This is a genomic window from Paraburkholderia sp. GW821-FHT02A12, from assembly GCF_059422005.1.
In genome coordinates, this window is the sequence record NZ_JBWKWA010000002.1 from 3,042,540 (window position 1) to 3,068,641 (window position 26,102).

General features: G+C 61.9%; 23 protein-coding genes and 1 pseudogene. 8 read left to right on the forward strand and 16 right to left on the reverse strand.

Annotated features, from left to right (window positions below):
* Positions 1-7 precede the first annotated feature (7 nt).
* A complete protein-coding gene (locus AC07WT_RS35165) occupies positions 8-1,573 on the reverse strand; it encodes a multicopper oxidase domain-containing protein (protein ID WP_494950517.1) in 1,566 nt (521 codons plus the stop codon).
* 544 nt (positions 1,574-2,117) lie between these two features.
* On the opposite strand from AC07WT_RS35165, the gene AC07WT_RS35170 reads away from it, so the two are divergent.
* Entirely contained in the window at positions 2,118-2,375 is a 258-nt protein-coding gene (locus AC07WT_RS35170; protein ID WP_494950518.1) for a pentapeptide MXKDX repeat protein, read from the forward strand.
* 152 nt (positions 2,376-2,527) lie between these two features.
* Here AC07WT_RS35170 and ald read toward each other — a convergent pair whose 3' ends face one another.
* The 4 genes from ald to AC07WT_RS35190 all read right to left on the reverse strand — a co-directional run bounded on the left by ald (position 2,528) and on the right by AC07WT_RS35190 (position 7,506).
* Positions 2,528-3,643, reverse strand: coding sequence for an alanine dehydrogenase (ald, locus tag AC07WT_RS35175; RefSeq protein ID WP_494950519.1), 1,116 nt, complete (start codon positions 3,641-3,643; stop codon positions 2,528-2,530).
* Between the two features lie 151 nt (positions 3,644-3,794).
* Positions 3,795-5,423, reverse strand: a complete 1,629-nt coding sequence (locus AC07WT_RS35180; protein WP_494950520.1) for a glycoside hydrolase family 32 protein — start codon at positions 5,421-5,423, stop codon at positions 3,795-3,797.
* Between the two features lie 93 nt (positions 5,424-5,516).
* Positions 5,517-5,747, reverse strand: a complete 231-nt coding sequence (locus tag AC07WT_RS35185) for a GntR family transcriptional regulator (protein ID WP_494950521.1) — start codon at positions 5,745-5,747, stop codon at positions 5,517-5,519.
* A gap of 172 nt (positions 5,748-5,919) precedes the next feature.
* On the reverse strand, positions 5,920-7,506 hold the full coding sequence (locus AC07WT_RS35190) for a glycoside hydrolase family 68 protein (RefSeq protein WP_494950522.1): 1,587 nt from the start codon (positions 7,504-7,506) through the stop codon (positions 5,920-5,922).
* Between the two features lie 200 nt (positions 7,507-7,706).
* On the opposite strand from AC07WT_RS35190, the gene AC07WT_RS35195 reads away from it, so the two are divergent.
* Positions 7,707-8,720 carry a substrate-binding domain-containing protein gene (locus AC07WT_RS35195; protein ID WP_494950523.1) on the forward strand — a complete coding sequence of 338 codons (1,014 nt, stop codon included), beginning with the start codon at positions 7,707-7,709 and terminating at the stop codon, positions 8,718-8,720.
* Positions 8,721-8,771: 51 nt separating this feature from the next.
* On the opposite strand, the gene AC07WT_RS35200 is transcribed toward AC07WT_RS35195, so the two are convergent.
* From AC07WT_RS35200 to AC07WT_RS35215, 4 genes and pseudogenes are all read right to left on the reverse strand, one after another.
* A complete protein-coding gene (locus AC07WT_RS35200) occupies positions 8,772-9,734 on the reverse strand; it encodes a substrate-binding domain-containing protein (protein WP_494950524.1) in 963 nt (320 codons plus the stop codon).
* 98 nt (positions 9,735-9,832) lie between these two features.
* Positions 9,833-11,182 (reverse strand): leucine-rich repeat-containing protein kinase family protein, encoded by a 1,350-nt coding sequence (locus tag AC07WT_RS35205; RefSeq protein WP_494951119.1) that lies wholly within the window; start codon positions 11,180-11,182, stop codon positions 9,833-9,835.
* 456 nt (positions 11,183-11,638) lie between these two features.
* On the reverse strand, positions 11,639-12,481 hold the full coding sequence (locus tag AC07WT_RS35210; RefSeq protein WP_494950525.1) for a DUF5677 domain-containing protein: 843 nt from the start codon (positions 12,479-12,481) through the stop codon (positions 11,639-11,641).
* A 69-nt stretch (positions 12,482-12,550) separates the two neighbouring features.
* Positions 12,551-12,655: pseudogene (locus tag AC07WT_RS35215) on the reverse strand (recombinase family protein); the annotation flags it as partial.
* A gap of 155 nt (positions 12,656-12,810) precedes the next feature.
* On the opposite strand from AC07WT_RS35215, the gene AC07WT_RS35220 reads away from it, so the two are divergent.
* From AC07WT_RS35220 to surE, 3 genes are all read left to right on the forward strand, one after another.
* Positions 12,811-14,004, forward strand: a complete 1,194-nt coding sequence (locus AC07WT_RS35220) for a DUF6402 family protein (RefSeq protein WP_494950526.1) — start codon at positions 12,811-12,813, stop codon at positions 14,002-14,004.
* Between the two features lie 629 nt (positions 14,005-14,633).
* Positions 14,634-15,224 (forward strand): methylated-DNA--[protein]-cysteine S-methyltransferase, encoded by a 591-nt coding sequence (locus AC07WT_RS35225; protein WP_494950527.1) that lies wholly within the window; start codon positions 14,634-14,636, stop codon positions 15,222-15,224.
* 142 nt (positions 15,225-15,366) lie between these two features.
* Entirely contained in the window at positions 15,367-16,146 is a 780-nt protein-coding gene (gene surE / locus AC07WT_RS35230; RefSeq protein ID WP_494950528.1) for a 5'/3'-nucleotidase SurE, read from the forward strand.
* Between the two features lie 152 nt (positions 16,147-16,298).
* Here the strand turns inward: surE and AC07WT_RS35235 are convergent, their stop codons facing one another.
* Positions 16,299-16,913, reverse strand: a complete 615-nt coding sequence (locus tag AC07WT_RS35235) for a glutathione S-transferase family protein (protein WP_494951120.1) — start codon at positions 16,911-16,913, stop codon at positions 16,299-16,301.
* 395 nt (positions 16,914-17,308) lie between these two features.
* On the opposite strand from AC07WT_RS35235, the gene AC07WT_RS35240 reads away from it, so the two are divergent.
* On the forward strand, positions 17,309-17,887 hold the full coding sequence (locus tag AC07WT_RS35240; protein ID WP_494950529.1) for an NnrU family protein: 579 nt from the start codon (positions 17,309-17,311) through the stop codon (positions 17,885-17,887).
* Positions 17,888-18,109: 222 nt separating this feature from the next.
* On the opposite strand, the gene AC07WT_RS35245 is transcribed toward AC07WT_RS35240, so the two are convergent.
* The 4 genes from AC07WT_RS35245 to AC07WT_RS35260 form a co-directional block, all read right to left on the reverse strand.
* Positions 18,110-18,892, reverse strand: a complete 783-nt coding sequence (locus AC07WT_RS35245) for a DUF899 domain-containing protein (protein WP_494950530.1) — start codon at positions 18,890-18,892, stop codon at positions 18,110-18,112.
* A 52-nt stretch (positions 18,893-18,944) separates the two neighbouring features.
* Positions 18,945-19,571 (reverse strand): glutathione S-transferase family protein, encoded by a 627-nt coding sequence (locus tag AC07WT_RS35250; protein WP_494951121.1) that lies wholly within the window; start codon positions 19,569-19,571, stop codon positions 18,945-18,947.
* A 98-nt stretch (positions 19,572-19,669) separates the two neighbouring features.
* A complete protein-coding gene (locus AC07WT_RS35255; protein ID WP_494950531.1) occupies positions 19,670-20,101 on the reverse strand; it encodes an SRPBCC family protein in 432 nt (143 codons plus the stop codon).
* Entirely contained in the window at positions 20,098-20,433 is a 336-nt protein-coding gene (locus AC07WT_RS35260) for an ArsR/SmtB family transcription factor (RefSeq protein WP_492591683.1), read from the reverse strand. The genes AC07WT_RS35255 and AC07WT_RS35260 overlap by 4 nt, the downstream gene beginning before the upstream one ends.
* 292 nt (positions 20,434-20,725) lie before the next feature.
* Between AC07WT_RS35260 and AC07WT_RS35265 the strand changes: the two genes are divergently transcribed.
* Positions 20,726-21,730, forward strand: coding sequence for an aldo/keto reductase (locus AC07WT_RS35265; RefSeq protein ID WP_494950532.1), 1,005 nt, complete (start codon positions 20,726-20,728; stop codon positions 21,728-21,730).
* A gap of 21 nt (positions 21,731-21,751) precedes the next feature.
* Here the strand turns inward: AC07WT_RS35265 and AC07WT_RS35270 are convergent, their stop codons facing one another.
* Positions 21,752-22,903, reverse strand: coding sequence for a branched-chain amino acid ABC transporter substrate-binding protein (locus AC07WT_RS35270; RefSeq protein WP_494950533.1), 1,152 nt, complete (start codon positions 22,901-22,903; stop codon positions 21,752-21,754).
* A 129-nt stretch (positions 22,904-23,032) separates the two neighbouring features.
* Positions 23,033-24,262 carry an NAD(P)/FAD-dependent oxidoreductase gene (locus AC07WT_RS35275; RefSeq protein WP_494950534.1) on the reverse strand — a complete coding sequence of 410 codons (1,230 nt, stop codon included), beginning with the start codon at positions 24,260-24,262 and terminating at the stop codon, positions 23,033-23,035.
* A gap of 408 nt (positions 24,263-24,670) precedes the next feature.
* On the opposite strand from AC07WT_RS35275, the gene AC07WT_RS35280 reads away from it, so the two are divergent.
* Positions 24,671-26,074 (forward strand): aminotransferase-like domain-containing protein, encoded by a 1,404-nt coding sequence (locus AC07WT_RS35280; RefSeq protein ID WP_494950535.1) that lies wholly within the window; start codon positions 24,671-24,673, stop codon positions 26,072-26,074.
* Positions 26,075-26,102 lie beyond the last annotated feature (28 nt).

Genomic DNA, 26,102 nt, shown 5'->3' on the forward strand with positions numbered 1-26,102 from the left:
TCTTCTCCTAGGTGCAGGACTTCGTGGTCGGATCCACCGCATGGCAGATATGGACCTCGGTCATCAAGCCGCCAAAATTCTCCTGGTCATTCGCCAGGTGATCCAGATTCGGCGTGTACAGGTAATAGATCGCGCCCGGCTGATACTTCGTCGTGTCGCTGGCGTCGAGGATCACGTCCATCGATTCGCCGCCGCCCATCGTGATCGAGTTCGTGTTGTAGGTCATGTCGTTGCCGGACATGTCGCGCAACAAGCGGGCATTGATCCCGACCACGCGCATCGGAATGCCGAGCGTCGCCAGCGTCTGATACTCGGTGACGTCGAGGTCCGAGATGCGCAGCAGCGCACGGCCGCCGGCCGGAATGTTGATCAGCGTCGGCAGCGGCTGTGAGAAATGCTGCGTGCCGTCCGCCACCGGCGTGGAGAGCGGGTTCGGATTCACCGTGTCCGGATAGCTGCGTCCGTTCAACATGAAGAACTTGTCCTTCATGTCGGTGAACGGCTCCGGATTGAACGTCATGCCCACGAAGTGGAAGTTCGGATCGAAGCCGTGTATCTGCACCGGATATTCGACGTCGTAGGCGGTCGAGCCGTCGCCGTCGTTGTACGCGTACAGCGTCGGCGTGCCGCTCTTGTTGTTGGCGTGGAGCACGCTGTTCTGCAGCGGCAGCGGCGTCGTGCACAGAATGTCGTTGCCGCACGCCGTGCGCAGATCCCGCTGCTGCGCGACCAGCGAGTTGTATAGCGATGCGCCGCCGGGCACGCGGTTCTGGCGCGGCCGTACGAAGATCTGGCCGACCATACCCATCTGCAGGTGCTCCGGCGGCGTGATGTGGCAATGCCAGAAGTAGGTGCCCGCATCCGGCGCGAGGTAGTAGTACGTGAAGCTCGCGCCGATGTTGATCGCCACCGACGCGTCCGGGACGCCGTCATAGAACGACGAGGCGTTCGGGTAGCCGTGGAAGTGCACCGTGTGCCTCTCGAACAGGTCGGGGCGCATGATCATCCCGACGTTCGTCAGCGTGAGGAAGAACTCATCGTCCTCGTCGATCGCCATTGTCGGCGCCGGCTCGTTGCCGTTCATCACGCCGATATCCATGATCGGCCGTGGATCGACGTGGCCGGTCAGCTGGCCCGGAGGCACGGATTCCGGATCGGGGGCGAGGCCGACCGCGCCGTTGTAGGTCGGCTCCGTTCTCGGGTCGCCGACGGTGTTGAACACCGAGGCGAATTCTGTGCCGGGCAGACCTGCCTTGATGTCGGCGAGCCCGGACAACGGACCGAAAGCGAACAGGTAAGTCTGCACGCCGTTGGCCATCGTCGCGTAACCGTCGCCGCCCGAGATCTGCTGGCACTTGATCGCGCCATTGACGACGCCTGTCGACACGGAGGTCTGTCCGGTGTAGGACGGCCCGGTGTAGGCGGGCTCCCCTGCGCCTGGCGGCAGCACCGTCGGATGCGCCGGCGTGGTCGGCGGGCATTGAACCCGGAACGATTGGGCGAATGAAGGAATGGAGAACAACAGTAGCAGCAGCGTTGCAACACTGCCGAGGAATGCGCGGGTACTGAACATATGACCTCCAACCCAGGGGTCAGCCAGCGCGATACGCGCTGGACGTCATGCTCTACTGCGAATGCGGGCTGGTTACGTTGCTGCATCAACCCGTATCTGGATTCTGAACAAGAGCGACGTAGCCTGGGATGGGTCACCCCCCTACACTTGCGGTGGGGCAAACCCAGCGGGGTTTCTCAGATTTGCTTTGCTGAACCGAACCGAGGCGCGTGTCAAGCGCCTCCCGCACTCATTCGGTCACGTAGCCGGTACCAGGGTAGCGCCTCAGGCCCGCGCAACGTCTTTCGAGCGGTTCTCGACCGAAGGCCGAATCCAGCCCGGCCTTCCGCTTCGTTTGCATTGAGGGTCTTTACCCATGCCATTCGGCGGGGATTCCTACTTCCCTTCATGTCCATCGAGGCAAAAATGTGGGAACAGTGCCCGGCCGTCGGACACTGGAAAGCGCCAGGGTTACAACGGGTCGAGGACACGATGAGGTCCGCACCGTCGACCCGCCGCTCTTGAGATTTCCGGCCTCCCCATTGAATTGCTGAAGGATCACATCATGAACAAGCTAACTGCCATCATTCTCGCGAGTTGCGTAACGCTCGCAAGCGCGGGCGCCTTTGCTACCGATAGCGCGTCAAACGACCCGGCGTCAAAAGACGCAATGAGTCAGGAGACCGCGGCAACGGAGCACGATGCGGCGAGCGCCGACAGCATGGCCAAAGACGGGATGAAAGAAGAGGCGATGAAGGAAGACGCGATGAGCCATGACAGCATGGCTAAAGACGAAACGAAGAGTGACGAGGTGAAGCAGTAGGGATGCGCGCATCGATCATGTCGCGTACACGGGGCAGACGTAGTGGCTTAAGGCTGACGAGCCGCGGATCAAACAGACAACCCCGACGGACAACCCCAACTCATCATCGTGCCGTGGACACGCGCCGCGTGTCCACGGCATCGCTGCCGGCCTCAGCCTAGCAGGCTATCGGGTGCGACGTACACGTAGTTCAGATCCCTTGCGACCGCTTTGTAGGTCACCTGCCCTTCGCACACGTTCAAGCCGGCTTTCAGATGCGCATCGTCCTTGAGCGCGCGTTTCCAGCCCTTGTCTGCAAGCGCGATCGCGTGACGAATCGTCGCATTGTTCAGCGCGAAAGTAGAGGTTCTGGCCACTGCGCCAGGCATGTTCGCCACGCAATAGTGGATGACGCCGTCGACCAGATAGGTCGGCTTGGCGTGCGTAGTCGGATGCGAAGTTTCGAAGCAGCCGCCCTGATCGATCGCCACGTCGACGACAACCGCGCCCGCCTTCATCCCTGCAATCATGTTCCGCGTGACGAGCTTGGGCGCCGCCGCCCCCGGTATCAGCACGCCGCCGATCACGAGGTCGGCATCGAGCACGGACTCTTCGATGCTCTGGCCATTGGAGTAGAGGGTCGTGATGCGATTGCCGAAAACCAGATCCAGTTGACGCAGGCGATCCACGTTGGTGTCGAGACTCGTGACCTTCGCGCCCATTCCCACCGCGATCTGCAAGGCATTGGTTCCGACGACGCCCGCGCCGATGATCACCACATGCGCCGGTGCAACACCCGGCACGCCGCCGAGCAACAAGCCGATGCCGCCCTTCGATTTTTCCAGGTGCGCCGCTCCGGCCTGGATCGACATGCGGCCCGCCACTTCGCTCATGGGCGCAAGCAACGGCAGCCCGCCGCCCGGACCGGTGATCGTCTCGTAAGCGATGCAGACCGCGCCGGACTTCACCAATGCGGCGGTCTGCACAGGATCGGGCGCGAGATGCAGGTACGTATAGAGGATCTGCCCCGGCCGCAACATCGCGCACTCGGCAGGCTGCGGCTCCTTGACCTTGACGATCATGCCGGCCTGCGCAAAGATTTCCGCCGCAGTACTACACAACGTTGCTCCGGCCGCCGCGTAGGCCTCGTCGGATAGACCGATCTCGGCGCCCGCCCCGCACTGCACCATCACCTGATGACCGCGGCTGGTCAATTCGCGCACGCTCGCCGGCGTCAAACCCACGCGATATTCATGGTTCTTGATTTCCTTCGGTACGCCGATCAACATGTGTCGCCTCCATATAGTTTGTTGTTATCGCACCGCGGCCGGCTTCATGCTTTGCTTCGCTCTTCGACGCATAGCGCCGGCGTCACTGCGAAAGTCTCCGCGAGCGGTGGCTGGCCGCCCGCGAGAAGTCGTTTGTCACCAGCATACTCTGCTAATTGGCCGGAACGAGATTGGTGATCGCCATATCGCTGAATGCCGCCGTGCCGCCGTCGGCGAACACCGAAACCCGGTTATCGTTTGCGGCCGGAAAGACGAGATCCGTGATGACGGTACGGCCGTGGTCGGCAAATACTTCCACGGAATTCCTGTCGACCACCACGGTGAGATGCAACTTCCCGTTCACGAGCGGCAGGTTGACGATGTGCTGCTTGCTGAAGGCATTCGAGAAACCGGTCTCGCCTGACTTCGAACGGTCGAGCGTCAATGTCTGATTCGCGGTGTCGTAGAAGATGCGGGTGCCGACATCGCCATTCGCCGAGCCTCGCACGATGAGACCGGCACGCTCAGCCGAATGTGGGCTCAACGTCACCTCGATGTTCTGCACGACGCCTCGGGTGAGCCGGCCGAGCTCCTGTACGCGCGAGGACACACTGAGTTCTTTTATGCGCGTGGTCGCGCCTTCGCCGACCAGCGACGCATATTGCTGCACCGGCTCGAATGCCAGTTGCGGGATGCCGTCGACGGTCTTCAGCGCGAGCACGCGAGGGAGCGCCGTTGCGCCCTTCCAGGGCGTGGTCGGTATGCGTTCGGCGTAGTCCCAGTTGCTCATCCAGCCGATCGTGACCGCCTTGCCGTCCGGCGCGTTGGCGAAGGTTCCGGCTGCGTAGTAATCGGCGCCGTGATCGAGCCACTGGTAGCGCGAAGGATCCGAACCTGGCGGCGCCACGTTCTCCGGCGTGAACGTCCTGCCGTCGAAGTGGCCGACGAAATACATCGCGCCGGATCCGCCGGCAATCGACCACGGATTGACGTTGACGATCATCACCCACTTCTGCTTGTGGCTGTCTCCATCGAGAGGCAGCGGGAACAGATCGGGCATCTCCCAGAGCGTCCCTTGATGAGGAACGCCGGGAAGACTGAAGTCGCTGAGGAAGTCCCAGTCGATGAGATTGTTCGAGCGGTACATCTTGACGACGTGCGCATCGGCGACGACGGTGGTCATCAGCCAATAACCTCCCGGCGCATACCATGACACCTTCGGATCGCGAAAATTTTGCGATTCCGGGTCGAGCGTCAGCACCGGATTGCGTGTGTATTGACGCCACGTCTTGCCCTCATCCGTGCTGTAGGCAAGCGATTGCGCCTGAGTGCCCGGCTGATGTCCAGAGCCGGCCTTGTATACGCTCGTATAGAGCGCGATCAGCGGCGGCGAATTCGCCGTTCCCAGGCCGGACGTATTGTGTGCGTCCACGACGATGGAGCCGGAAAAAATCTCCTCGGTTTCATTGACGTGCATGGCGACAGGCTGCTCGCTCCAGTGAAGGAGATCGTCGCTGGTGGCATGTCCCCACGACATGTTGCCCCACGTGTTTCCTTCCGGATTGTATTGATAGAACAGGTGATACAGGCCCTTGTAGAAGACGAGCCCGTTGGGGTCGTTCATCCAGTTGCGTTGCGGCGTGTAGTGAAGCGCCGATCGCCATTGCGCTGCACCTGCATCGGCCTCGCCCGGCGATGCCGATGGCGCCGCGTATACCGTGCTCGAAACGCTCAGCAAGGCGAACAGCCAGGCCGTCAGCGAGCGCAGTTTGGACATGTTGGGACGTTGCGGGTCGTGCATGAATTGCCCTTTTCCTGCTTGCGCGCGCGTGAACGGGGATGCCGCCACGCCCCGCGAGCGCAGTGAATGAATACTCGTCGGGTCGACCGACGATCAGGCGGAGAGCCTGAGAATGACCGTGCCTCTGCGCCGGCTGCCGACTGTCAAGCCACGGCGCGACGTCTCGCGCATGGCGCGATTGACGGTGTTCACATGCAAGCCGAGAAAGTCCGCCAGCATCCGTTGCGGAGGCAAGGTATCGCCGGGCTTGAGGTGGCCGGATCCCACTGCCGCTTCAATCGCATTCACCACCGCGCGGTACGCGGGACCGTCGTACGAAGACAAATCTGGAATCCAAGCTTTCATCGCTGCGTTCTCACTACTGGCGCTTGCCGTTCGGGCACGGCCATGACCGGACGCTCGTCCAGTGCCGTGCCATGGTCGAATGGCCGGAGCGGGCAACGAACTGACTCGTCACCCGCCCGGCCTTCGTCAGACTGCTTTACTGCATGGGACGTTATTGAGCGTTCCCGCCTGAATTGCCCGGGCTGGCGTCGGCGTTAGCCGGAATGTCACCGTAGCCGCCCAGACCACCCTTGCCGTAGCTCCGGTCGAGGTCGGTCGAATCGCCGTGAATATTGAGCTTCACGGTCGGCGCCAGGGTGCCGCCGCGGCGCGGACCGACCGCGTCGATGAACGATTCGACGAGGCCGCCCGGCATCACGTAATGCGAGTACGACTGGAAGGCCCGCGGATTCTGATTCGGGTCCAGCGCGTACGGCGCACCGATCGGCTGATCGAGATCGGTCGGATTGCCGAGCACCAGGCCGCTGCCCTTGTTCAACGGCAGGAAGTCGCTGCGAATGCCGTTGCCGACGAAACCGTACACGCCGTCAGGACCGGTGACGCCGGCTGCATAGGTCGGCCGGTGACTGATCGTGAACAGGTAGTACTTGCCGTCCTTGATGTAGATCTGCGGCCGCTCGGTCTGATCGTTGACGCAATTGGCCGACAGAAGCGGCGGCAGGAACTTCCACTGCGTGAGCTGCGGGTTGGTGGCCACAGCCAGACCGACGTTCGCCTTCTGATAGGTCGCGCCGGAATCCATCACCGCATTGAGGTCTTCCTTGTACGGATCGTTGGGCGCGTAACCCAGATCGGCCTCGGTACAGGTGCGGGCGCCGCGCGGGCCTGCCGTGTTGCCTTCGAACACCATGAAGGTCTTGCCCGGATGCGCCGGGTCGACGAATACGAACGGATCGCGGAACGAGTAGTACACGTTCTGATCGCGCGACTGGTACATCTTGCCGTCCGGTTCGAGCAGCGCGTTGTGCTGGTCGAAGCCGTCGAACCACACGTGCTTGTCATCCGCGTGAATGTGCCCGTCCGTGCGCGTGATGATCGCGATCGGCGGCGTGATGTCCTGACCGCCCTCAGCCGTACGGTTGAACGACAGCGCGGTGTAGTAGAGGCTGACGTTGTTGCCGTTCAGCATCCGCGCGGAGCCCGACCATTCCGCGTTCTGCGTCATCGGCGCGGTGCCGAAGACCTTCACGCTCGAGCCATCCGGGAACAGATGCCCACCGTAGGTCCATCCGCCGTTCGCCGGACGCTGCGCTGCCGGAATCCCGGCACGGCGATAGAAGAAACCGATGCGCGCGTGCACGTGACGGTCGTCGAACACATAGCCCGCGTGCGGATCGGCGGTCAGCGAGAAGATCACTTCCCAGCCCTTGAAGCTCAGATTGTTCGCCTTGACGTCGGACAACGGCCAGGTGTCCCACACCCAGACGTTCGAGTTGATCTGCGGGAAGTCCGCCGGAATGTCCGGCATGGTCAGCGCCGCCGGCAGCGAATTCTTGTCCGCCGCCGTCGCGGTATGCGATTGCGCCTTGATCTGCCGGGCATCCGCGCGCGTCCAGCGCATCGTGAAATTGCTCTCGGGGTCATACGCCTGCTGCGAGTGCGGGGTAGGCGCCGGAAATCCGTCTACCGCGTGAGCAAGCGTGGGCATCGCCGCGACGGCAAGCAGGGAACCGGAAACCAAGCCGGCGCGCAGGCGGGTGCGGGCTAACGTCGCTGGTGGAAGTGGGAGGCATTTCATTGTGACCGCGTCCTTATGGGTGAGGGGGAACGTGTAAGATTTCGCAACAAAACCGGTTCGGATGCTAAGCCAAACCGGTTTGGAAGTCAAACGTTTGCGCGATCCATGTAACATGCCGTGTGTTTCGGCACGGGGCGGCCTGCCAGGCCTTGCTGGCAGCCGGAAACGCGGGGTCACGGGGGTGTCACGGGGGTGTCACGGTGAAGGTGAATTTAAAAACGCTATCCAGCTCGCTCGGTCTTTCGCGCACCACCGTCAGCCGGGCGCTGAACGGCTACGACGATGTCAGCGAAGCGACCCGCGAACGGGTCAGAAAGGCCGCCGAAGAGCTGGGCTATCACGCGGACCCGACGGCGCGCCGCCTCGCAACCGGCCGCGCGGAGGCCGTGGGCATCATCTATCCGTTTGGGGCGGGCGATCTCGGCGATCCCCGGTTTGGCGAAGTGGTCGCCGGCATGACGGAAAGTCTTGGCGCGAAGGGGCTCGATCTCTTCATCATCTCCGCACGGCCGAATGCGGAGCTCGAGACGTACCGGCGCCTCGTCGAGGGCAAGCTGGTGGACGGCCTGATCGTGGCGCGCACGCTGATGGACGATCCGCGCATCCGCTTCCTCCAGGAGCAGAATTTCCCGTTTATCGCGTACGGCCGCACCAACAGCCCGGTGCCCTACGGATGGTTCGACTTCGACAATGAAGCGGGCGCCCGTGCGGCGACCCAACGCCTGATCGATTTCGGGCACCGCAGAATCGCCATGGTCAGCGCGCCGCAGATCATCAGCTTTGCAGCGCAACGGCGCGCCGGTTTCCTGAGCGCATTGCGCGGCGCGAATATCGAGCCGGAGGCCTCGCTGATCGTCGAATGCCCGTTTGACAGGACGGGAGGCTACGATGCAACGCGCGCACTGCTGAGCCGCGCGGATCCGCCGTCAGCCGTGCTGATCGACAACAACATTGCGGGCACGGGTGCATTCCGCGCCATTGCCGACAGCGGCAGACAGATCGGCACGGACATCTCCCTGATCGTCTACGACGGCGTGCCGCCCGACGTTGCTTTCCCGTACACGGTGACCTCCGTCGTGCAGCCTACCGGGCATGCGTCGGGCAAGGCCATCGCCGAGCTGATCATGGGCGCGATTGCCGACAGGGAGCATTGCGAGCAGCGCCTCGCGCAACCCTTGATCGAGCCGGGCGACACAGACGGCCCGCCCCGCTGACAGCGCGAGTCGACCCACGACACGACTGCAATCACTGCAATCAAAAGGCGCTCAAAGGTTCTCTTTGGTGACCAGTTGCAGCGGCGTTTCGATGAAGCGCGACAACTCGCTTTGTTTTTTCCCTTCGGCGATGGCCTTGAGCGCGACGTCGATGCCGAACACGGCCTGCCTGTCGGCGAACTGGTTCATCGTCGCGAGCACCCGGCCGTCGGCGAGCAGCGGTTTGACGGCGTCGATATTGTTGTACCCGGTGACGTAGACGCTGCCGGTTCTGCCCGCATCGCGCACGGCCTCGACCGCGCCCATCGCCATGTTGTCGTTGCCGCACAGCAGCGCGCGGAGCCGCGGATGGTCGCTCAACATCCTGGATGCCGCTGCTTTGCCTTTGCCGGTGTCCCAGTCGCCGGAATGGATGGCGACGATCTTCATGCCTGCCGCGCGCATCGCCTCTTTGCTGCCTGCTGTGCGCTGCTGCGCGTTGCGGTCGGCGGAAATGCCTTCGATGATCCCGACCTCGTCGCCCGCCTTGAGTCTGCGGGCCAGATAGTTTCCCACCTCCAACGCGCCTTTCCGGTTGTTCGGACCGACGAACGGCACGGAGATGCCCGCGGCATCCTGGGACGCTTCATCGAGTGAGTTGTCGATGGTGACCATGATGATGCCCGCTTTGACGCCCTGCGCGACGACGGGCGTCAGCGCTTTCGAATCAGTCGGTGCGATCACGATCGCGTTCATCCTGGCACGGATCATTTCGTCGACGATGCGGATCTGGGCTGACGTATCGGTTTCCGCTGCGGTTCCTCGAACCGTCAGATCGAACTGCGATGCGAAGTGCTTCTGGTAATTCTGCGCGGCGCGCGCCATCGCCACGGCGTACGGGTCAGCGAGAGACTTCAACACGAGCGCAACCGTCAACTTGCCGCCCTGCATCGCATCGGCGCGAGCCGCGCCTGCCAGGCCGGCCGCTGCAAGCGTGCCGGCAACCAGCACACGGCGGCGCATCCTCTGAGTCATGGGTTCTCTCTCCTCCTTGCCGAGGCGTGCGAACGATCGCCGCGCCTTCACATAAAAACTCCGCGTTATTGTACTGACTCAACTGAAGGAGCCATGCACTACGGCGTTTCGGTAGAACCCGCCAGTGCCGACAGACTGGAGGCGATCTCATCGAACAACGGCCTGTTGCCCACGTCCTCGTCCAGGCACTCCGCCTTCAGCGTCTCGAGCTTTGACACGATGCCCTGCGCCTCCTCCCGCACATCGCATCGATCGATCAATTCCTCGAGCAGACAGCCATACGCCCGCACTTCCAGCCGCTGAAGCGCAAGCCCAAGCGCCCGATCTTCAGGCGCATGGAAAGAGGCCGCGCCAAAATCGCCCAGCAATGCCCGGCCTTGCCCGCCATGCAGAATATTGTGGGCATACAGGTCTCCGTGCATGACGCCTTGCCGATGCAAGTGACAAGCTGCCGAAGCGATGCCATGTGCGATGCGTAACGCGGAAGTCAGATCGAAACGGGTGTCGGGACCGTAGACGTCGCGCGTACACGATTCCAGACTCGGCGGCCCGGCAAGGTTGCTGTATTGCGGATCGATCAATTCCATGACGAGCCCGTGCGCGCCCGCCGGATGGTCCTTCACCTTGCCCACCACCGGAATCAGATTCGGATGATCGCCGGCGCGGATGCAAGCCGCCATCTCGCAGTCCGGCAAACCATCGCTCGTCACCGCGCCTTTGAACAACTTGACGGCCACGGATCGGGACGCGTCCCTCGCCGTCCGCAGAAGCGACGCACGGTAGATGACGCCGGAAGCGCCCTCGCCCAGTGGGTCCTCGAGCCTCAAGCTGTCCCAGTGAATATCGGCGATCGGCGTGCCGGTCAGCGCCGCGGTCTCCCGCGCTGCGCCGAACGGATTACCGGCATACGCTAGCCAGGAAAGCCGCGGCAGACGCAGCAGCCACGCGGGCAACTCGCTCAGCTGGTTGGCCGCGAGGCGCAGGAGTTCGAGCCGCGTGCAGGCGGCCAGCGTCTCGGGTAAGGTCTGCAACCGGTTGCCGGCAAGCATCAGCTTCTGTAGCTGCGTACAGTTGCCGATTTCGGCGGGCAGCGCTTCGATCTCGTTGTCGGTCAGGATCAGCCAGCGCAGTTGAGCGGGAAGCGATCTGCCGGACACCTCGCGTAGGCGGTTTGCCTTGAAGCCGATCATGCTCAATTGCGAGCATTGCCCGAGGACTTCCGGCAGTTCGGTGAACAGGTTGTCGGAGGCGAAGACGATGCGCAGATTGCTCAGTCGCGGCAAATCCGCGGGCAGCGTCGAGAGCGCATTGCCGGACAGGTCGAGGATTTCCAGCGTGTCGGACAGATCGAAAATCTCGCGTGGAAATTCGCTCAGTCCGCAAGCCAGTTTGAGCCGCCTGGTACCCGCCAGTTGGCCGGCCCGCAGTTGTTCAAGTGTGGTTGTCACAATCGTAGAGAAGATATCCGGGTTGCCGGTGGGCATCGTGCCCTGGGTATCGATTCTAATCTGCGGCGCGCGCGGCCATGGCGACAACGCGAGGTGGCCAGCCGAGGTGACCAGCGGATCCTGGTCACCTCGCGTTAGTATCCGGACACGCACTGAAGACAGACGCGCGGAATTGAATAGCAAGATCCGGAGCGCCTCCGGACAATCCGCGGGTTAAGTTATCGGCTGTCGGCACTATTCCATGGGGGGTTCACGAACCCGCGTGGGCGGTCGACCATCTGTGCCGCTAACTGTAGGCGCTTGCGTTTGAAACCGGCCGTGCTTGCAATCGACGCGCGTTTTTGCTCGAAATAGCGGCAACTGACGGGATGCGCCTGCTCACATTATCTGCAACTCACCGGACATCGGATCGGCCGTCTGGCGCCGAACCATGCGTTTGACTTGCCGGAAGCTGGCTCAGGTTCCCTCGTCCGTGCAGTTCACGCTAGGCTTGTAGTCGCCCGGCACACCCAAAGCCTTCCATGACGCGACGCATTGAGTCACGTCATTGGCGAACTGCTGCAACTGGAAAAGCTCCCCCACTGCGTGCAGCGCGTGAGCCAACACGGACATCGCATCGGACAATGTTGCGGGAAGGTCGCCAGTCTCCGGCCCGAATTTCAACCCCATGATGTTGCCTTGCGCGTCTGCCGTAATGTGGCGATTCAACGCATCGAGAGAAGTGTGCGCTGCATCGCCGGAGGCCGCGCGGTATATCGCGTTGTACAGCGCCGTGACTCCTGCCTTTTGCGCCAGGTTCGCTATTTTTACCGGATCGTCCTTCACCTGCGCGGCCGCCGGATAATCCGCGTCGATGTCCTCGATAGCGGCCTTGACGCGATCCACGTCTTGCTGCGACATTTCCCCAACAGCTTGAGGATCGCTCAACCACGCGTTGCGGAGTTTGCGGTGGTGTACAAAATGTCTTTGAACCAGCAGATCGCAAACCGCAACATCTTTCGCCACGGCACAGAGTACGATTGCCGTCTCCGCAGCCGCACGCACAATAGTCCGAGCATCGGCCAGCATGCCGCGCTCGGTCAGAAGATATGCGGCCTGAAATGACGTTAGTGCCCGACCGTAGAGCACAGCGGCAACCCATTGCTGATTATTCATCTTGTCGGCCTGTACGGCAGGCAGTACGCGCATTCCAAGATCGTTGAAGGCGTCAGCCACGCTGAACCACGGAGCAAAGTCCCAGCGAATGTTGACGATTGAGATCGAGAGGTTAGCGGATAAGAATCCTTGGCTTTGGGACACGATGGCTGTGCTCCTTGATTAGATCGGCAACCCGGCGGCCAGCATCTTGTCGCCCAAGGTCGCGGCGCGCACCGGGTCCTCGAAGACCCGCTCGCATCCGGCCTTCGCCAACGCGTCGCGTTGTAGGTCGAGATGCCGGTCGTCCGTCGAAACGCGCGCGTATCCTATCAACATAGGAATTCCAGTTTGTCCAGTGAAAATCCAGTATAGTCGGACGTTGAAAAACGGAAGCCGATATTGGACGCCCTTGCGGTTCGCGGCCCAATCGGGATCGGCGGCGGCTAGCGTCCATCAAACCATCGTTTATTGGAGTACGGTCGCACCGATCTATGGACCTGTCGTATTACAAGATCAACAAGCTGCTATGGCGCTGGAGCGAAGAAGACGGTGCCCGCATCGCGCGTAATGTCTCGTTGACTCTGGACCGTCCACCACCCGCGCGTGAGGAACCCACGCCACCGCCCGCAGCTATCCCGAAAAAGCCGAAGCCACAGGTAGGTGATGGCTTGCTGAAGATGATGGAGTTGCACTCGCGCTTCAAGACCTGGCTGGAGACGCCCGATCCGCCGAAGCCGGCCAGACCGCCGAATCCTGTCAAACAGGAAGAAACGGTACCGCCTTTCGACATTCAGGAGATTCCGGCTGCAATGCGCAAGATGCACTTGCCGATGTCTGCCGTCCTGATGGAGCGGTGGTTTGCCGGGAAACTCAACTATTCTCCAACGGACGACGATGAGGAAGCGACAATCAATCAGGACGGCAGGCCATACCCGCCTGATATGTACGACACCACCACCGTCAAGCTGGACTGGGTGCTCCGGTTTGCACGCGCGATGGAGAAGTACGACTATCTGATCAATGAAGCCATTCGATCATCGAAAGCGAAAGACGAGCTATACAAGAAGCTGATCCCCTACAAGGACAGGATGACCGTTCTCGATGCCGCAGACATTTGCGGGAATGATACAGCCAGACTGCACCATCGCTTCCAGTTTCAACTCGCATCGGTTGACGGCACATTCGGTCAGAAAATAAACCTCTTCCTGCAGAATCTGGAGCGCCGCGGTGCGCCTGATGATCTCACCGGCGCGCTTGGTTCATTCAACTTCTACGCGGCCCTTGGTCACGCCCGCTTTCATTGGGATGCCACGTCACGGAGAACGAGAGCCGAGGTGAAGGGCATCTGGGTTTATGTGAAAGACAACTATACATTCACCGACAAGCAAGGCGATCGATCGCAGTATCTTGGACACTGGAGTAGCGATGGCGTGATCGTCATCCCGCTCGATGCTGCTGCGGCGACCTCTCCCTATATCCCGTACGTCGAATCCGCGACCCCTCTCCCTTACATCAACGCATCCGTCGCCGTTGGCAAGCCGGTCATCAAGGGCAACGTACACTACCCCGTACACAACGGCGACTTTCGACGGTGGGCAATCAGGCACAATCGGGGCGGAGACTTCATCATCTATTCCGACCGTCGTTATGTTCCGCTAGTCCCGCCAATCACAATAGACCTATGAAGCTCCCGTTCAAACGCGCTGCAATATCTGCAGTGGTCGTCGGCGTGCTTTTCTTCTGCCTCACCGACCACACCCCGCACGGCACGGGATGCCGGAAGTCAACGTCCCCAAACGGCCTTTACACCGCCGAGCGATGCCTGGTGAGGTGGGTTCCAGGTGGAAATTCAGAATACGTTGGAAGGGTCTTCGACGCGAAAAGCGGAAAGAAACTCGCGCAGCATACGTTCAGCACGCCAGTTCCTCAAATTGCCTGGTTTAGCTATACCGACGTATATGTGTCGTTCTCAATCGGCGATGGTGGTGATGATGCTACGTATATTTCGTTACCGCCCTCCAGATGGGACAGGTTTCTGGCAGCGCGTCCACGCTTGTAACCGGACTTGTCCACGGTCTTGCCGGTTCGCGCGGGTTCAGCGCGACCTTGCTGCGAATCAGAGTCAGTTGCAGATAATGTGAGAGGCGGCGATGAAATGCGAGCACGCCCGGCTGAATGCAAGCACAGTTGCAGATAATGCGAGCAGGCGCATCCCGTCAGTTGCAGTTATTTCGAGCAAAAACGCGCGTCGATTGCAAGCACGGCCGGTTTCAAATGCAAGCAGCTACAGCTAACCCGCCAGGAGTTGAGCAAAATGATCTACGCGTACAAGTTGATGGACTCGCCCGTCGGCAAGCTGAAGCTCGTTGCAAAAGGCGACCGGTTGACCGCGATTTTGTGGGAGAACGACAAGCCGAACCGGGTGCGTCTACACGAGATGGTCGAAGCAGACGATCGTCCGATCCTGATCGACGCCGAGCGGCAACTGAACGAATATTTCGCCGGAACGAGAAACCAGTTCGACCTGGCACTCGATTTTGAAGGAACCGGTTTCCAGAAGAAGGTTTGGGACGCATTGTTGACGATTCCGTTCGGCGAAACGCGCAGCTATAAGGACATCGCCGCGCAGATCGGGGACCTCAAAGCCGTGCGGGCGGTCGGTGCGGCAAACGGCAAAAATCCGCTCTCCATCGTCGCGCCCTGCCATCGCGTGATCGGCGCTTCCGGCGATCTGACGGGTTTCGCCGGCGGGTTGGCGACCAAGCAATTTCTGCTGTCGCTCGAATCCGGACAGACTTCGCTGGAAATGAATGCGGCTACGGACCACGACGAAGCGCAGGCGCAACCCGCCCGGCAATCGTCATGTTCGGCAAAGCAGACGTCGCTGTTCGGCAACTGCGGCTAGGTTGTGCGTCCGTGGCGCTTGGGGTGGAGTTTATTACCGCATTAAATCGTGCTGTCCTCGCCGGCCGCTCGCTTCGCACCACGCCCTTCCTGATAGCCGGATAATGGGGCTTCCGTTTACCGATCGAGAGGAGATTGCTGCGATGTCTGCCTATGAATCCAAAGTGCCGCGGGTCCTGTTGACGAACGACGACGGTATCGACGCACCCGGTCTCGCCGTGCTCGAAGCGGTTGCCGCCGAGCTCGCACACGAAGTCTGGGTGGTCGCGCCCCAGCATGATCAGAGCGGCACGTCGCACTCGATCAGTCTGCATTCGCCGCTGCGGGTCAGCCGCCAGGGCGAGCGGCGTTTCGGCGTCGTGGGCACGCCCGGCGATTGCGTCGTGATGGGCGTGCGGCATCTGATGCGCGACGCGCCGCCCACACTCGTTCTCTCCGGCGTCAATCGCGGCGGCAATCTCGGCGTGGAGACGATGTTCTCCGGCACGGTCGGCGCGGCCATGACGGGTCTGTTGCTCGGCCTGCCGTCGTTCGCATTGAGCCAGACTTTCAGCGATCGCGACAAGGTGCGCTGGGACACCGCGCGAACACTTGCGCCGGGCGTGATCCGTCAGTTGCTCGCGATCGAACACGATGTCCCTACCTGCCTGAACGTCAATTTCCCCGATGTCGACGCCGCCGCTGCCGGCCCGCTCACGCCGACGAAGCAAGGCGTCGGACTCGTCGAGGATATCGACGTGCTGCCGCAGGTCGATCCGCGTGGCTTTGCCTATCACTGGTTGCGTTTCCAGCGCGGTGCGCGCGCGAACGACCCCGATAGCGAAACGGCTGTCGTGGCCTCGGGCCGTGTGTCGGTGACGCCGCTTGCCTTCGATCGCACGGATGAACGCACGTTCGCGAAGCTCGCCGCGTCGTTGCGCTGATGGCCGGCTCGCGTGCCGCGCTCACGGCCTATGCTGCCTGTGCTGCCTGTGCTGCCTATGCTGCCTATGCTGCCTATGCTGCCTATGCTGCCTATGCTGCCTATGCTGCCTATGCTGCCTATGCTGCCTATGCTGCCAGCTTACGTTGCCGGTTACGGTATCCCGTTCCTGCAATAGGCGGCAAAACCCGGGCGTTCCGCCAGGCGTTCAAAATAGTCGGACACCGCCGGGAAATGAGGATGTTCTAGCGGCGTGCTGAACCAACGGTTCACGGACAGCCCCACCGGTATGTCGGCGAGCGAGAATCGCTCGCCGGCAACGAATGCCCCGGTAGCTTGAAGCTGCCCATTCAGTATGCCCATGTGTCTCGCCCAATTCCCGCACGACAGACCGATCTCGTTGCGGTCCTGATGCGCGGGCGATTTCCTGACCAGACCAAGAAACGCATAGCTCCATGAACGATTCAGGTCCGTTGCCTGCCAGTCCATCCACTGATCGATGCGGGCGCGCGCCAGCGGATCGGCCGGATAAAGATGCTCGCCGCCGTAGCGGGACACAAGGTAGCGAATGATCGAGTTGGATTCCCAGAGAACGAGGTCCTCGTCCCTGATGACAGGCACGAGGCCATTGGGATTCAGGGAAAGAAATTCAGGCGTATCGGTCGATCTGAACCCCACGCCCCAATTTTCCTGTTCAAAGGGAAGTTGCAGCTCGGCACACGCCCAAAGAACTTTGCGGACATTGATGGAGGATGCCTTCCCGAGTATTTTTTGGCATGCAAAGTCCTTGCAGTTGAGCGCTCGACCATTCTAGAAAAGCGCAAAAGTCGTTGAAATGTACAGTTCCATGCGCATGGCCCGGTCCACTTCTGGACAGCTCCAGATGTCCGTCGATGATCTGAAAACCACGCTAGCAAGCTACTGGAACCAAGCTGCGGTGCACGAGTGCGGCGGCGCATCATGACAATAGCGTGTCAGGCGGCTACGCCTCGCCGAATGTCATGCTCGAGCGCTACGCGAAAAATTCACCTACTCTCTCTACGAAGCATGGTAGCTTCGCGATCAGCCTTCACGGCTGGCGGCGAAGATCGGCGATATGCCGCCCGCATATGCCGTCCGCTCAAGACAAACCGAATTGAAATCGATCCACGGTGGAGTCCGACATGACAATACTGATCCTGGGATTGCTGATCTTCTTAGGCGTGCATTCAGTGCGCATTGTCGCCGAAGACTGGCGCGGCGCGCAGATCGCACGTATCGGCGAGAAGCGCTGGAAGGCCATCTACTCAATCGCTTCGGGCATCGGGCTGGTGCTGATCATCTGGGGCTACGGACTGGCGCGCGCGCATCCCGTGTCCGTATGGATTCCGCCGACGTGGGCGCGGTACGTGGCGCTACCGTTGGTCGCCATCGCGTTCATCCTGTTGCCTGCCGCGCATGTCCCGAACAATCACTTCAAGACGCTGCTCGGTCATCCAATGATTCTGGGCGTGCTGCTGTGGGCCTTCGCGCATCTGCTGGCGACCGGCACGCTGTCGGCAATCGTGCTGTTCGGCGCATTCCTGCTGTGGGCAATCGTCGATTTCATCGCCTCGCGGCGACGCGACCTGCTCGCGGGAACAACCTATCCGCCGGCCAACGTGGCGCGCGACGGCATCGTTATCGTCTCCGGACTTATCGCATGGGCGTTGTTTGCATTCGTACTGCACGGATGGTTGTTCGGCGTGCGCCCGATGGTGTAGGCAACGCCATGCTCCTTCGGGGCGATCCGGCAGGTGCTCCGTCCTCGCCACGGGGTTGAGACGCCACGGAGCGCGATTGCGCGGAAACATTGGCCAACCGCGATGAATGCGATCGCTATCCGGCTAGCCGTGCGCCGCGAACCAGAAACGTCCTGAATCGGGTTCGCCAGCCGGCCAGCAAGGTCATTGCAAGCGCAACAATCGCGCAGCACATCGCTCAGTCTATGTATGAGCGCCGCAGGCGCATGCCGGAGCATGATAGCGGCCGTTGACTTCGACGACTCCACCCTGGCCATACATGTTGTGCGGCCGGGCCCAGTCGCACAAAGAGTGAGCCGGACCGTTCTCGTTGCGGCCCTTCGGCAACACGTCCAGCAGCCCGTAAATCCCAAGGAACTGCTCGCCGCCACGGCCAAATGTCGAATAGGTCAGGAAGATCTCGCCAGATGCGTTCCTGAAGAAAACGCTGTCGCCAGAGAGATCCTGCAGTCCCGCGGCCCAGTCCGGCGCCGGCTGAAAGTTATAGAGCGCTTTGCCTGAAGCGATCTGCCCGGCCGTAAAAGAAACATGGAAATCGTAGTTGAAGTCGCTGCGCGAGGAAGACACCCACCGGAAGCGCCATCCCATACGCTGGCGCACCGCCTCTATTTCGGCAATCGGCGCCCGCGCGACGGCGACATAGCTCACGTCATGGTTCTCGAGGTGCGGCAGCAGCGGATCGATATGATCCACCTCGAGCGAACACCCCACGCACTGATGCTCGACGCCTGGTCCCATCATGAAGTGCTTGATGAAGAGCTGGCTGCGTCCGTCGAACAGGTCCGACAGCGCAACCTGCCCATCTGGCGCGTCGAATACATACTCCTTTTCAATTTTCATCCAGGGCAGCTCGCGCCGCTCGGCGGCGAGCGCGTCCCTGCGATGCGTCAGTTCCTTTTCCCTGGCGAGGAATGCGACCCGCGCCTTGATCCATTCATCAGGCGACACAACGCTGTGCGTTTCCATGTTTCGATCCTTTCCGAAGTGTGGGCGGAGTTAGGAGCAGCCCGGCAGAAACTCACGCGTTTACCGCCGTTCTCGCCGGAAACGGCTCCCGCCATGCGTCGATTGCGTTGAGCTGATCATGCCAGCGCTGGACCTCCGGAAACTCGTCCAGAGGCATCGCCGCCCGTTTCGCGTAGGGAAGCGTCACTGCGACGGAAAAGTCGGCAACCGTGAGGTCATCGCCGACAAGCCACTTGCGGCCCTTGAGATGCTGATCGAGCACGCCGGCAAACTTGCGAAACATGCCCTGCGCTTGAGCTACCGCTGACGGATCAGGGTCGCCGAGTCCGATCTGCGGCTTGATAAGGTATTCGAAGTAAAGCGAGCCGCCATGCCGATAAAAATGCTGGCTGTTCCAACTGAGCCAACGCACGACATCGATCTGGCGTGCGCCCTCCGGCCAGAGACCTGAACCCGTGCGCTGCGCCAGATGGCAGATGATGGCGTCGGCCTCCCAGATGCGCCTGTCGCCGTCAACCAGACAGGGGACCTTGCCGTTCGGGTTGATCGCCAGATAGCCAGGCGCGTTCTGTTCGCCTTTCCGCAGGTCGACAAAGACATACTCCATCGGCACGCCGAGATACTTGGCGACAGCGCATGCTTTCCGGGGAGCCAGGGTTTCAGCGTAATAGAGCTTCATCATCGACCTCTGCATGAGTTGCATCTGATTTGACGATCATGTCTTGCGGCCTCCCGAAGCACCGCATGGGACGCGCTTGCAGCACCGGTCTCGTCCAGTCAGGCGAAGAGCGCTTCGAGCTTGTCGAACGCGCCGTTCCAGCCGACGTAGTGGTTGTCGCGCGCGACTTCGTCGAAGAACTGGGCATGGGTAAAGTCGAGCTCGGTGCCTTCCGCGACAGGACGCAGCCGGATCGTCACGAGGGACCGGCGTTCGGGCATGGTGACCCACTCCCACGTGAAGACGAGCTTGCGGTCCGCTTCGACTTCCCTGTATTCCCCGCGGCAATCGTGCGTTTCGCCGTCCAGCGTCTGAAACACGACGCGGAAGCGGCCACCGACGCGCGGGTCGGCTTCGGCGCTCAACACCGGTCCGCCGTCAGGCCCCCACCACCGCGCCATCAGTTCGAGCTGGGTCCATGCTGCGTAGACCTTCGCCGGCGACGCCTTGATGCGCCGGACAATGGTCAGGCTCGGCTGCTCCTTGATCATTCCTCATCCTCCTCAACAAAGCCGGCGAGTCGATCGAGGCTGGCGGACCAGAACCGCTCGTAGCGCTTCAGCCAGGCCATCGCCTCTTCCATCGGGCCCGCGATTAATTCCACCGAAACAGTTCGTCCACGCTTGGTGCGCGACACCAGGCCCGCGTCGCTCAGCACATCGAGGTGCTTCATGACACCGGGGAGCTTGAGCGGCAACGGACGGGCGATCTCCGTGATCGACAAGCCGGGCTCCCGCTCGAGACGCGCGAGAATCGCCCTGCGTGTGGGGTCCACAAGGGCGGAAAAAGTACGATCGAGTTGACTGACTGGAAACTTCACCATGTGGCGAACTATAGGCGATGATTTTCCGCTGTCAAGACGTCGTTCAGGTTTTCATGCGTCATTCATGAATCTCGCTCATGTGGGTTTGCCGATTCTGCCGTCTAGTCACGTGTCTTCGCGGCCGGTAAATTTGCGGCTTGGACAATCGAACCGGTAAAGGGCGAATAGCGCCCGCGGGGCGCCGTCAATGGTCTGACGCCAGGCGCGTCCTCGAGGACCGCGAGGCTCGACGAGCCGGATCGACTTTTGGGGCAATTTCTATCTCAGGCGCAGCCTGAACGGAGTACGCGTGATGGATTATCGATATTTGGGCCGCAGCGCCCTCAAGGTCTCGCCCTTGTGTCTGGGCGCGATGATGTTCGGCGGTGAGACCGACGAGGCAACCTCGAAACGCATCATCGACAAAGCATACGATCAAGGCGTCAATTTCATCGACACAGCTGACGTCTATCACGCAGGGCGTTCGGAACAGATCGTGGGGCGCGCCATTGCGGATCGGCGCGACAGCTGGGTCGTCGCGACGAAGTTCGGCTTTCCGACCGCTCAAGGTCCGAACGAGCAGGGTCAGTCGCGCAAGTGGATCATCCAGTCGGTGGAAGCGAGCCTGAAGCGGCTCGGCACCGACTACATCGACATTCTGTACTTCCACCGGGCGCTCACCGACGCGCCGCTGGAAGAAGGCGTGCGCGCGATCGGCGATCTGATCCGTCAGGGCAAGATCCGTTACTTCGGCGTGTCCAATTTCCGCGGCTGGCGCATTGCAGAAATCGCGCGTCTCGCCGATCAACTTGGCATCGGCCGGCCGGTCGCCAGCGAGCCGCTCTATAACCTCGTCGACCGCACGGCGGAAGTCGAGCAACTGCCGGCGGCGCACCACTACGGCCTGGGCGTCGTGTCGTACAGCCCGCTGGCGCGTGGCGTGCTCAGCGGCAAATACGCCGTGGATGCGCCGCCGCCCGCCGACTCGCGCGCGGGCCGCGGCGACAAGCGGATCCAGCAGACCGAGTGGCGGCCGGAATCGCTCAAGATCGCGCAAACGATCGCCGAGCATGCGGCGAAGCGCGGTACGACTTCAATTGCTTTCGCTCTCGCATGGGTACTGAAGAACCGGCTGGTCAGCAGCACCATCGCGGGTCCGCGCACTGAAGCGCACTGGGACAGCTACGTCGACGCGCTGAAGCTGCAGCTCGGACCGGACGACGAGAAGCTGGTCGACAGCCTCGTCGCACCAGGCCACGCATCGACGCTGGGCTATACCGATCCCGGCTATCCGATCGAGGGGCGCCGCACGGTTTAACACGGTTTAATACCCGCAACACTAGACCCCGCTGCCGCCCACCGTCTTCACGCTCTTCCACTGTCCCTGCTGGACCTGGAACAGTGTGTAAGGCGGCTTGATCAGGTCGCCGTACGGATCGAACGTGATCTTGCCCGTCACGCCCGTCACGCTGACTTTCGACAGGTTATCGACGATCTTCGCGCGGTCGAGCGAATCGGCGCCGTGAATCGCCTTGATCATCGCCAGCGCGGCGTCATACGCAAACGGCGCGTACAGTTCGACATCCTGATTGAAGCGCGCCTTGTAACGCTTGCCGAACTCCTGCGCGGCCGGCAGCTTGTCCAGCGCTGGACCCGGCTCCAGATCCTGCGTACCGTCTCCCGCCGTGCCGGAAATCTGCAGGAAAGCATTGCTCTTCAACGCACCCGCGCCGAACAACTGGGCGGGCATGCCGAGCGAGCGCATCTGCTTGACGAGCATCGCGCCCTGTTCATCCAGGCCGCCGAAGAAAATCAGATCGACGTTCTTGCTCTTGAGCGTCGTCAGGATCGCGCGGAAATCGACGGCTTTGTCGTTGGTGAATTCACGGTCCACGATGTTGCCATTCGCTTCTTTCGCGCCTTTTTCGAACGCGTCCGCGAGTCCTTGCCCGAATGCCGTGCGATCGTCGATGATGCCGATGCGCTTCGCCTTCATCTGCTCGACCACGAAGTGCCCCGCCACCACGCCGCCGATGCCGTCGTGCCCCATCGTGCGAAACACGTTCTTGTAACCCTGCTTCGTCAGCTGCGGATTGGTCGAACCCGGCGTAATCATCGCGACGTTCGCCTGATGGTAGACCGTCGAGGCAGGAATGCTGCATCCCGAGTTGTAGTGGCCGATCACGCCGACCACGCCGTCATCCACCAGTTTCTGCGCGACCTGAATCGCCACGCGCGGATCCGCCTGGTCATCCTGAACGTCGAGCACGAACTTGACCGGCTTGCCGCCGATCGTGGGATGCCTGGCGTTCTCTTCATCGAGCGCCAGTTGCGCGCCGTACTGCAAATCCTTGCCGACCCGGGCAACCGGGCCGGTCAACGGTCCGACAAAACCAATCTTGACGACTTCCGGATCGGCAGCCCACGAAATCGGCACGTGCGTGCCGAGTGCGCAGACGGCCAGAGTCAAAAGCCAATAGCGGCGATTCATGATGCGCTCCTTGCGAGATGTCACGTCGCGCGTTGTGTTGATCGACCGGTTCGATGCGCGACGCGTCGAAACCGTCCTGCGATGCCTACGGTGAAACTTGAACCTGTGCTGCGAAACCCTCCGCGAAATCTAGAAACGTGTGGCCGCGTACGGCGCGAGATCGAGTGGAGGCTCACGCTGCGCGATCAGATCGGCGACGATACGTCCGCTCACGCCGGCCAGCGTCAACCCAAGATGCTGGTGGCCGAATGCGTAGATCACACGTTCGCTTGCACGCGAACGTCCGAGCACCGGCAAGCCGTCCGGCAAGGTCGGGCGAAAGCCAAGCCAACTGCTGTCGGGCGTATCGAGCGCGGGCAAGGCACGCTTCGACGAGAACGTCAGCAGGTCGAGCAACGAGCGATTACGCGTGTCGCTGAAGCCGCCGAGTTCGACCGTGCCCGCGACACGAATGCCGTCGCTCATCGGCGTCATGTAAAAGCCGCGCTCGGCCCAGCCGACCGGCCGTGAAATCAGCTGCTGCGCGCCTCTATAGCGCACGTGATAACCGCGCTCGGTATCGAGCGGCACCACATCGCCGCATTGTTTGGCGAACTGCGCGGAGCGCGCGCCGGTCGCGATCACGACGTGGCTGAAAGGCCGCGCGGCGCCGTTGACCATCAGACTCACGCCGTCGGCCGACGGCTGCACGACGCTGACCGCCGAGTGATGCAACGCCAGCCCTTGCGCGGCGAGCCGCTCATAAAGCGCCTGCAAAAAGCCCCGCGGATCGGAAAAATGCCAGCTGTCGCTGAACAGCACGCCGCGCTCGAAAATAGGCGCCAGCGACGGTTCGAGCCCACGGATGTCCGCGCCGGCAAGCACGTCGAACGCCACGCCGAGCTTGCGGCGCAGATCGAGTGCGGCACGCGCGGCGTCGAACGAAGCCGCATTCGAATACAGATAAAGACACTCGCGCGGCCGGACGAAACGCGCGAGTTCCGGATCCGCCAGCAGCGGCGCGTAACCGTCCTGCGCATGGGCGAGCAACGCGGCGAGTGCGCCGGCGCTCGCTTCATAGCGGCGCGGCAGCGAACTCATCATGAAGCGCACGAGCCACGGCGCCAGATGCGGCAGATACTGCCAACGCAGCCTGAATGGACTGTTCTTCGACAACAGGAAGCGCGGCAAATCGCGGAACACGGACGGGTTGTTGACCGGGATGCACGCGTAGTGCGCGAACGTCCCGGCATTGCCGAACGACGCGCCCTGCCCCACGCCGGACGGATCGAACAGCGTGACGTGATGACCGTCGCGCATCAGCGCCGCGGCGCTCGCGAGGCCGATGAATCCCGCTCCGACGATGGCGATATCCGGCATTACTTGCGCCCTTCCAACGCTGGTGCGCCGATCCGCGACCGATATCCGGTGGCGGCGCCGGGTTTCGGGGCGCCCTCGGGTACGACGAACGGCGCAAAGCTCATGGGAAAACTCCAGCTGACAGTTCCAGGACACTGCCCGGCGATGCCTCAAAGCACCCTAACCGGACAAACTCTGGCATCTAGAATCACACAATATTTTTTTGTGTGCAATTAAAACGAGTCTTGTGTGGTCCTGGCATTTTCCCTGGATGGTGATTGGCGCAGTCCTTGCGGCGTGTCGCGGTGCGGCCGCCACCTGCCGGGAACCCCATCGACTGAGGCTTGCAGTCGGGCTTGTGTGGTATAGAATCGGCACACATCCGCAAAACTGCGGACAAAGACGATTTTGTATGGAGACATCTGACTCATGGCTTCTGGCAAAGACGCGGAACAACGCGCCAACGGTGCGCCGGCGCGGGCGAAGCGCTCCACGTATGTCGAGGTGTCCAGTTCGATCGAGCACGAGATTCGCAGCGGCGTTTATCCGCCCGGCAGCCGTCTGCCGCCACAGCGGCAACTCGCGACTGAGCTGGGCATCAACGTGTCGACGGTGTCGCGCGCGTACAAGGAATTGCAGTTGCGCGGGCTGGTGATCGGCAGCAAACGGCGCGGCTCGCTCGTCACCGGCGGCGCGATGCCGAGCGTCGAACCCGCGCAGGCGGCAAACAACGCGGCGATCGATCTGACCGTCAACCGGCCGGCCACCGGCGAATTTCTCACCTGCCTCGCGCGCACGCTCGCGGACTTGCCGCAGGATCCGCGCTACCCCCAACTGCAGGAATACCAGCCGCCACAAGGGCCGGCATGGGCGCGCGCCGCCGGCGCTCGCTGGATCGCCGCGCCAGGCTTTGCGCCGACGCCCGATCACGTGGTCGTGACAAGCGGCGCGCAGCACGGCCTGTATGCCGTGCTGAACAGCCTGATCGGCACGGACGGCGTGATCCTCGCCGATCAACTCACCTACTACGGCCTAAAAGCGCTCGCGCCGGTTTTCCAGTTCGAAATCGTCGGCATTCCGAGCGACCGCGATGGCTTGTTGACCGACGCCGTCGAAGCCGCCTGCCGGCGTATGCCGGTAAAGGCCATCTTCACGGTGCCGAATCTGCAGAACCCGACTGTCACGACGATGAGTCTCGAGCGCCGCATGGCGCTCGTCGACATTGCCCGACGGCACGGCGTGGCGATCATCGAGGACGACGTCTATGGACCGCTGGTGTCGCAGCGGTTGCCGACGATCGCGAGTCTTTGTCCGGAACTGACGTTCCATATCGGCGCCACCTCGAAGATCCTCGCGCCTGGACTGCGGCTCGGCTATCTGCTCAGTCCGCCGGACAGTTCCGCTCTCTGCGCGGAAGCGGTGCGCACCACCGCATGGATGCCCGCGCCGATGTCCATGCTGATCGCGTCGATCTGGATCGAGGACGGCACTGCGCGCCATATCATGGACGCGCAGCTCGCCGAAATTCGCGCGCGCCAGGATCTCGCGCGCGAGCTGCTGCCGCAGGAGCTGCTGCAAACCGATCCGGCGTGCATGTTCGTGTGGCTCAAGTTGCCGCCGCCGTGGCGTGCGGATGATTTCGCTGCGAATGCGAAGGCGCGCGGCGTGGTGGTGATGCCGTCGTCGGCGTTTGCCGTCGACCGTTCCGAAATCGAACACGGCGTGCGGATCAACCTCGCGTGCGCGACGAGCCGCGATCAACTGGTGAGCGCGCTACGGCTGTTGACGGGAACGCTCAAGGACCGTCCGCGAGCGCTGTTCGGAACGATTTGATCCGGCCAGACCGTTGAACCGCCAAGTC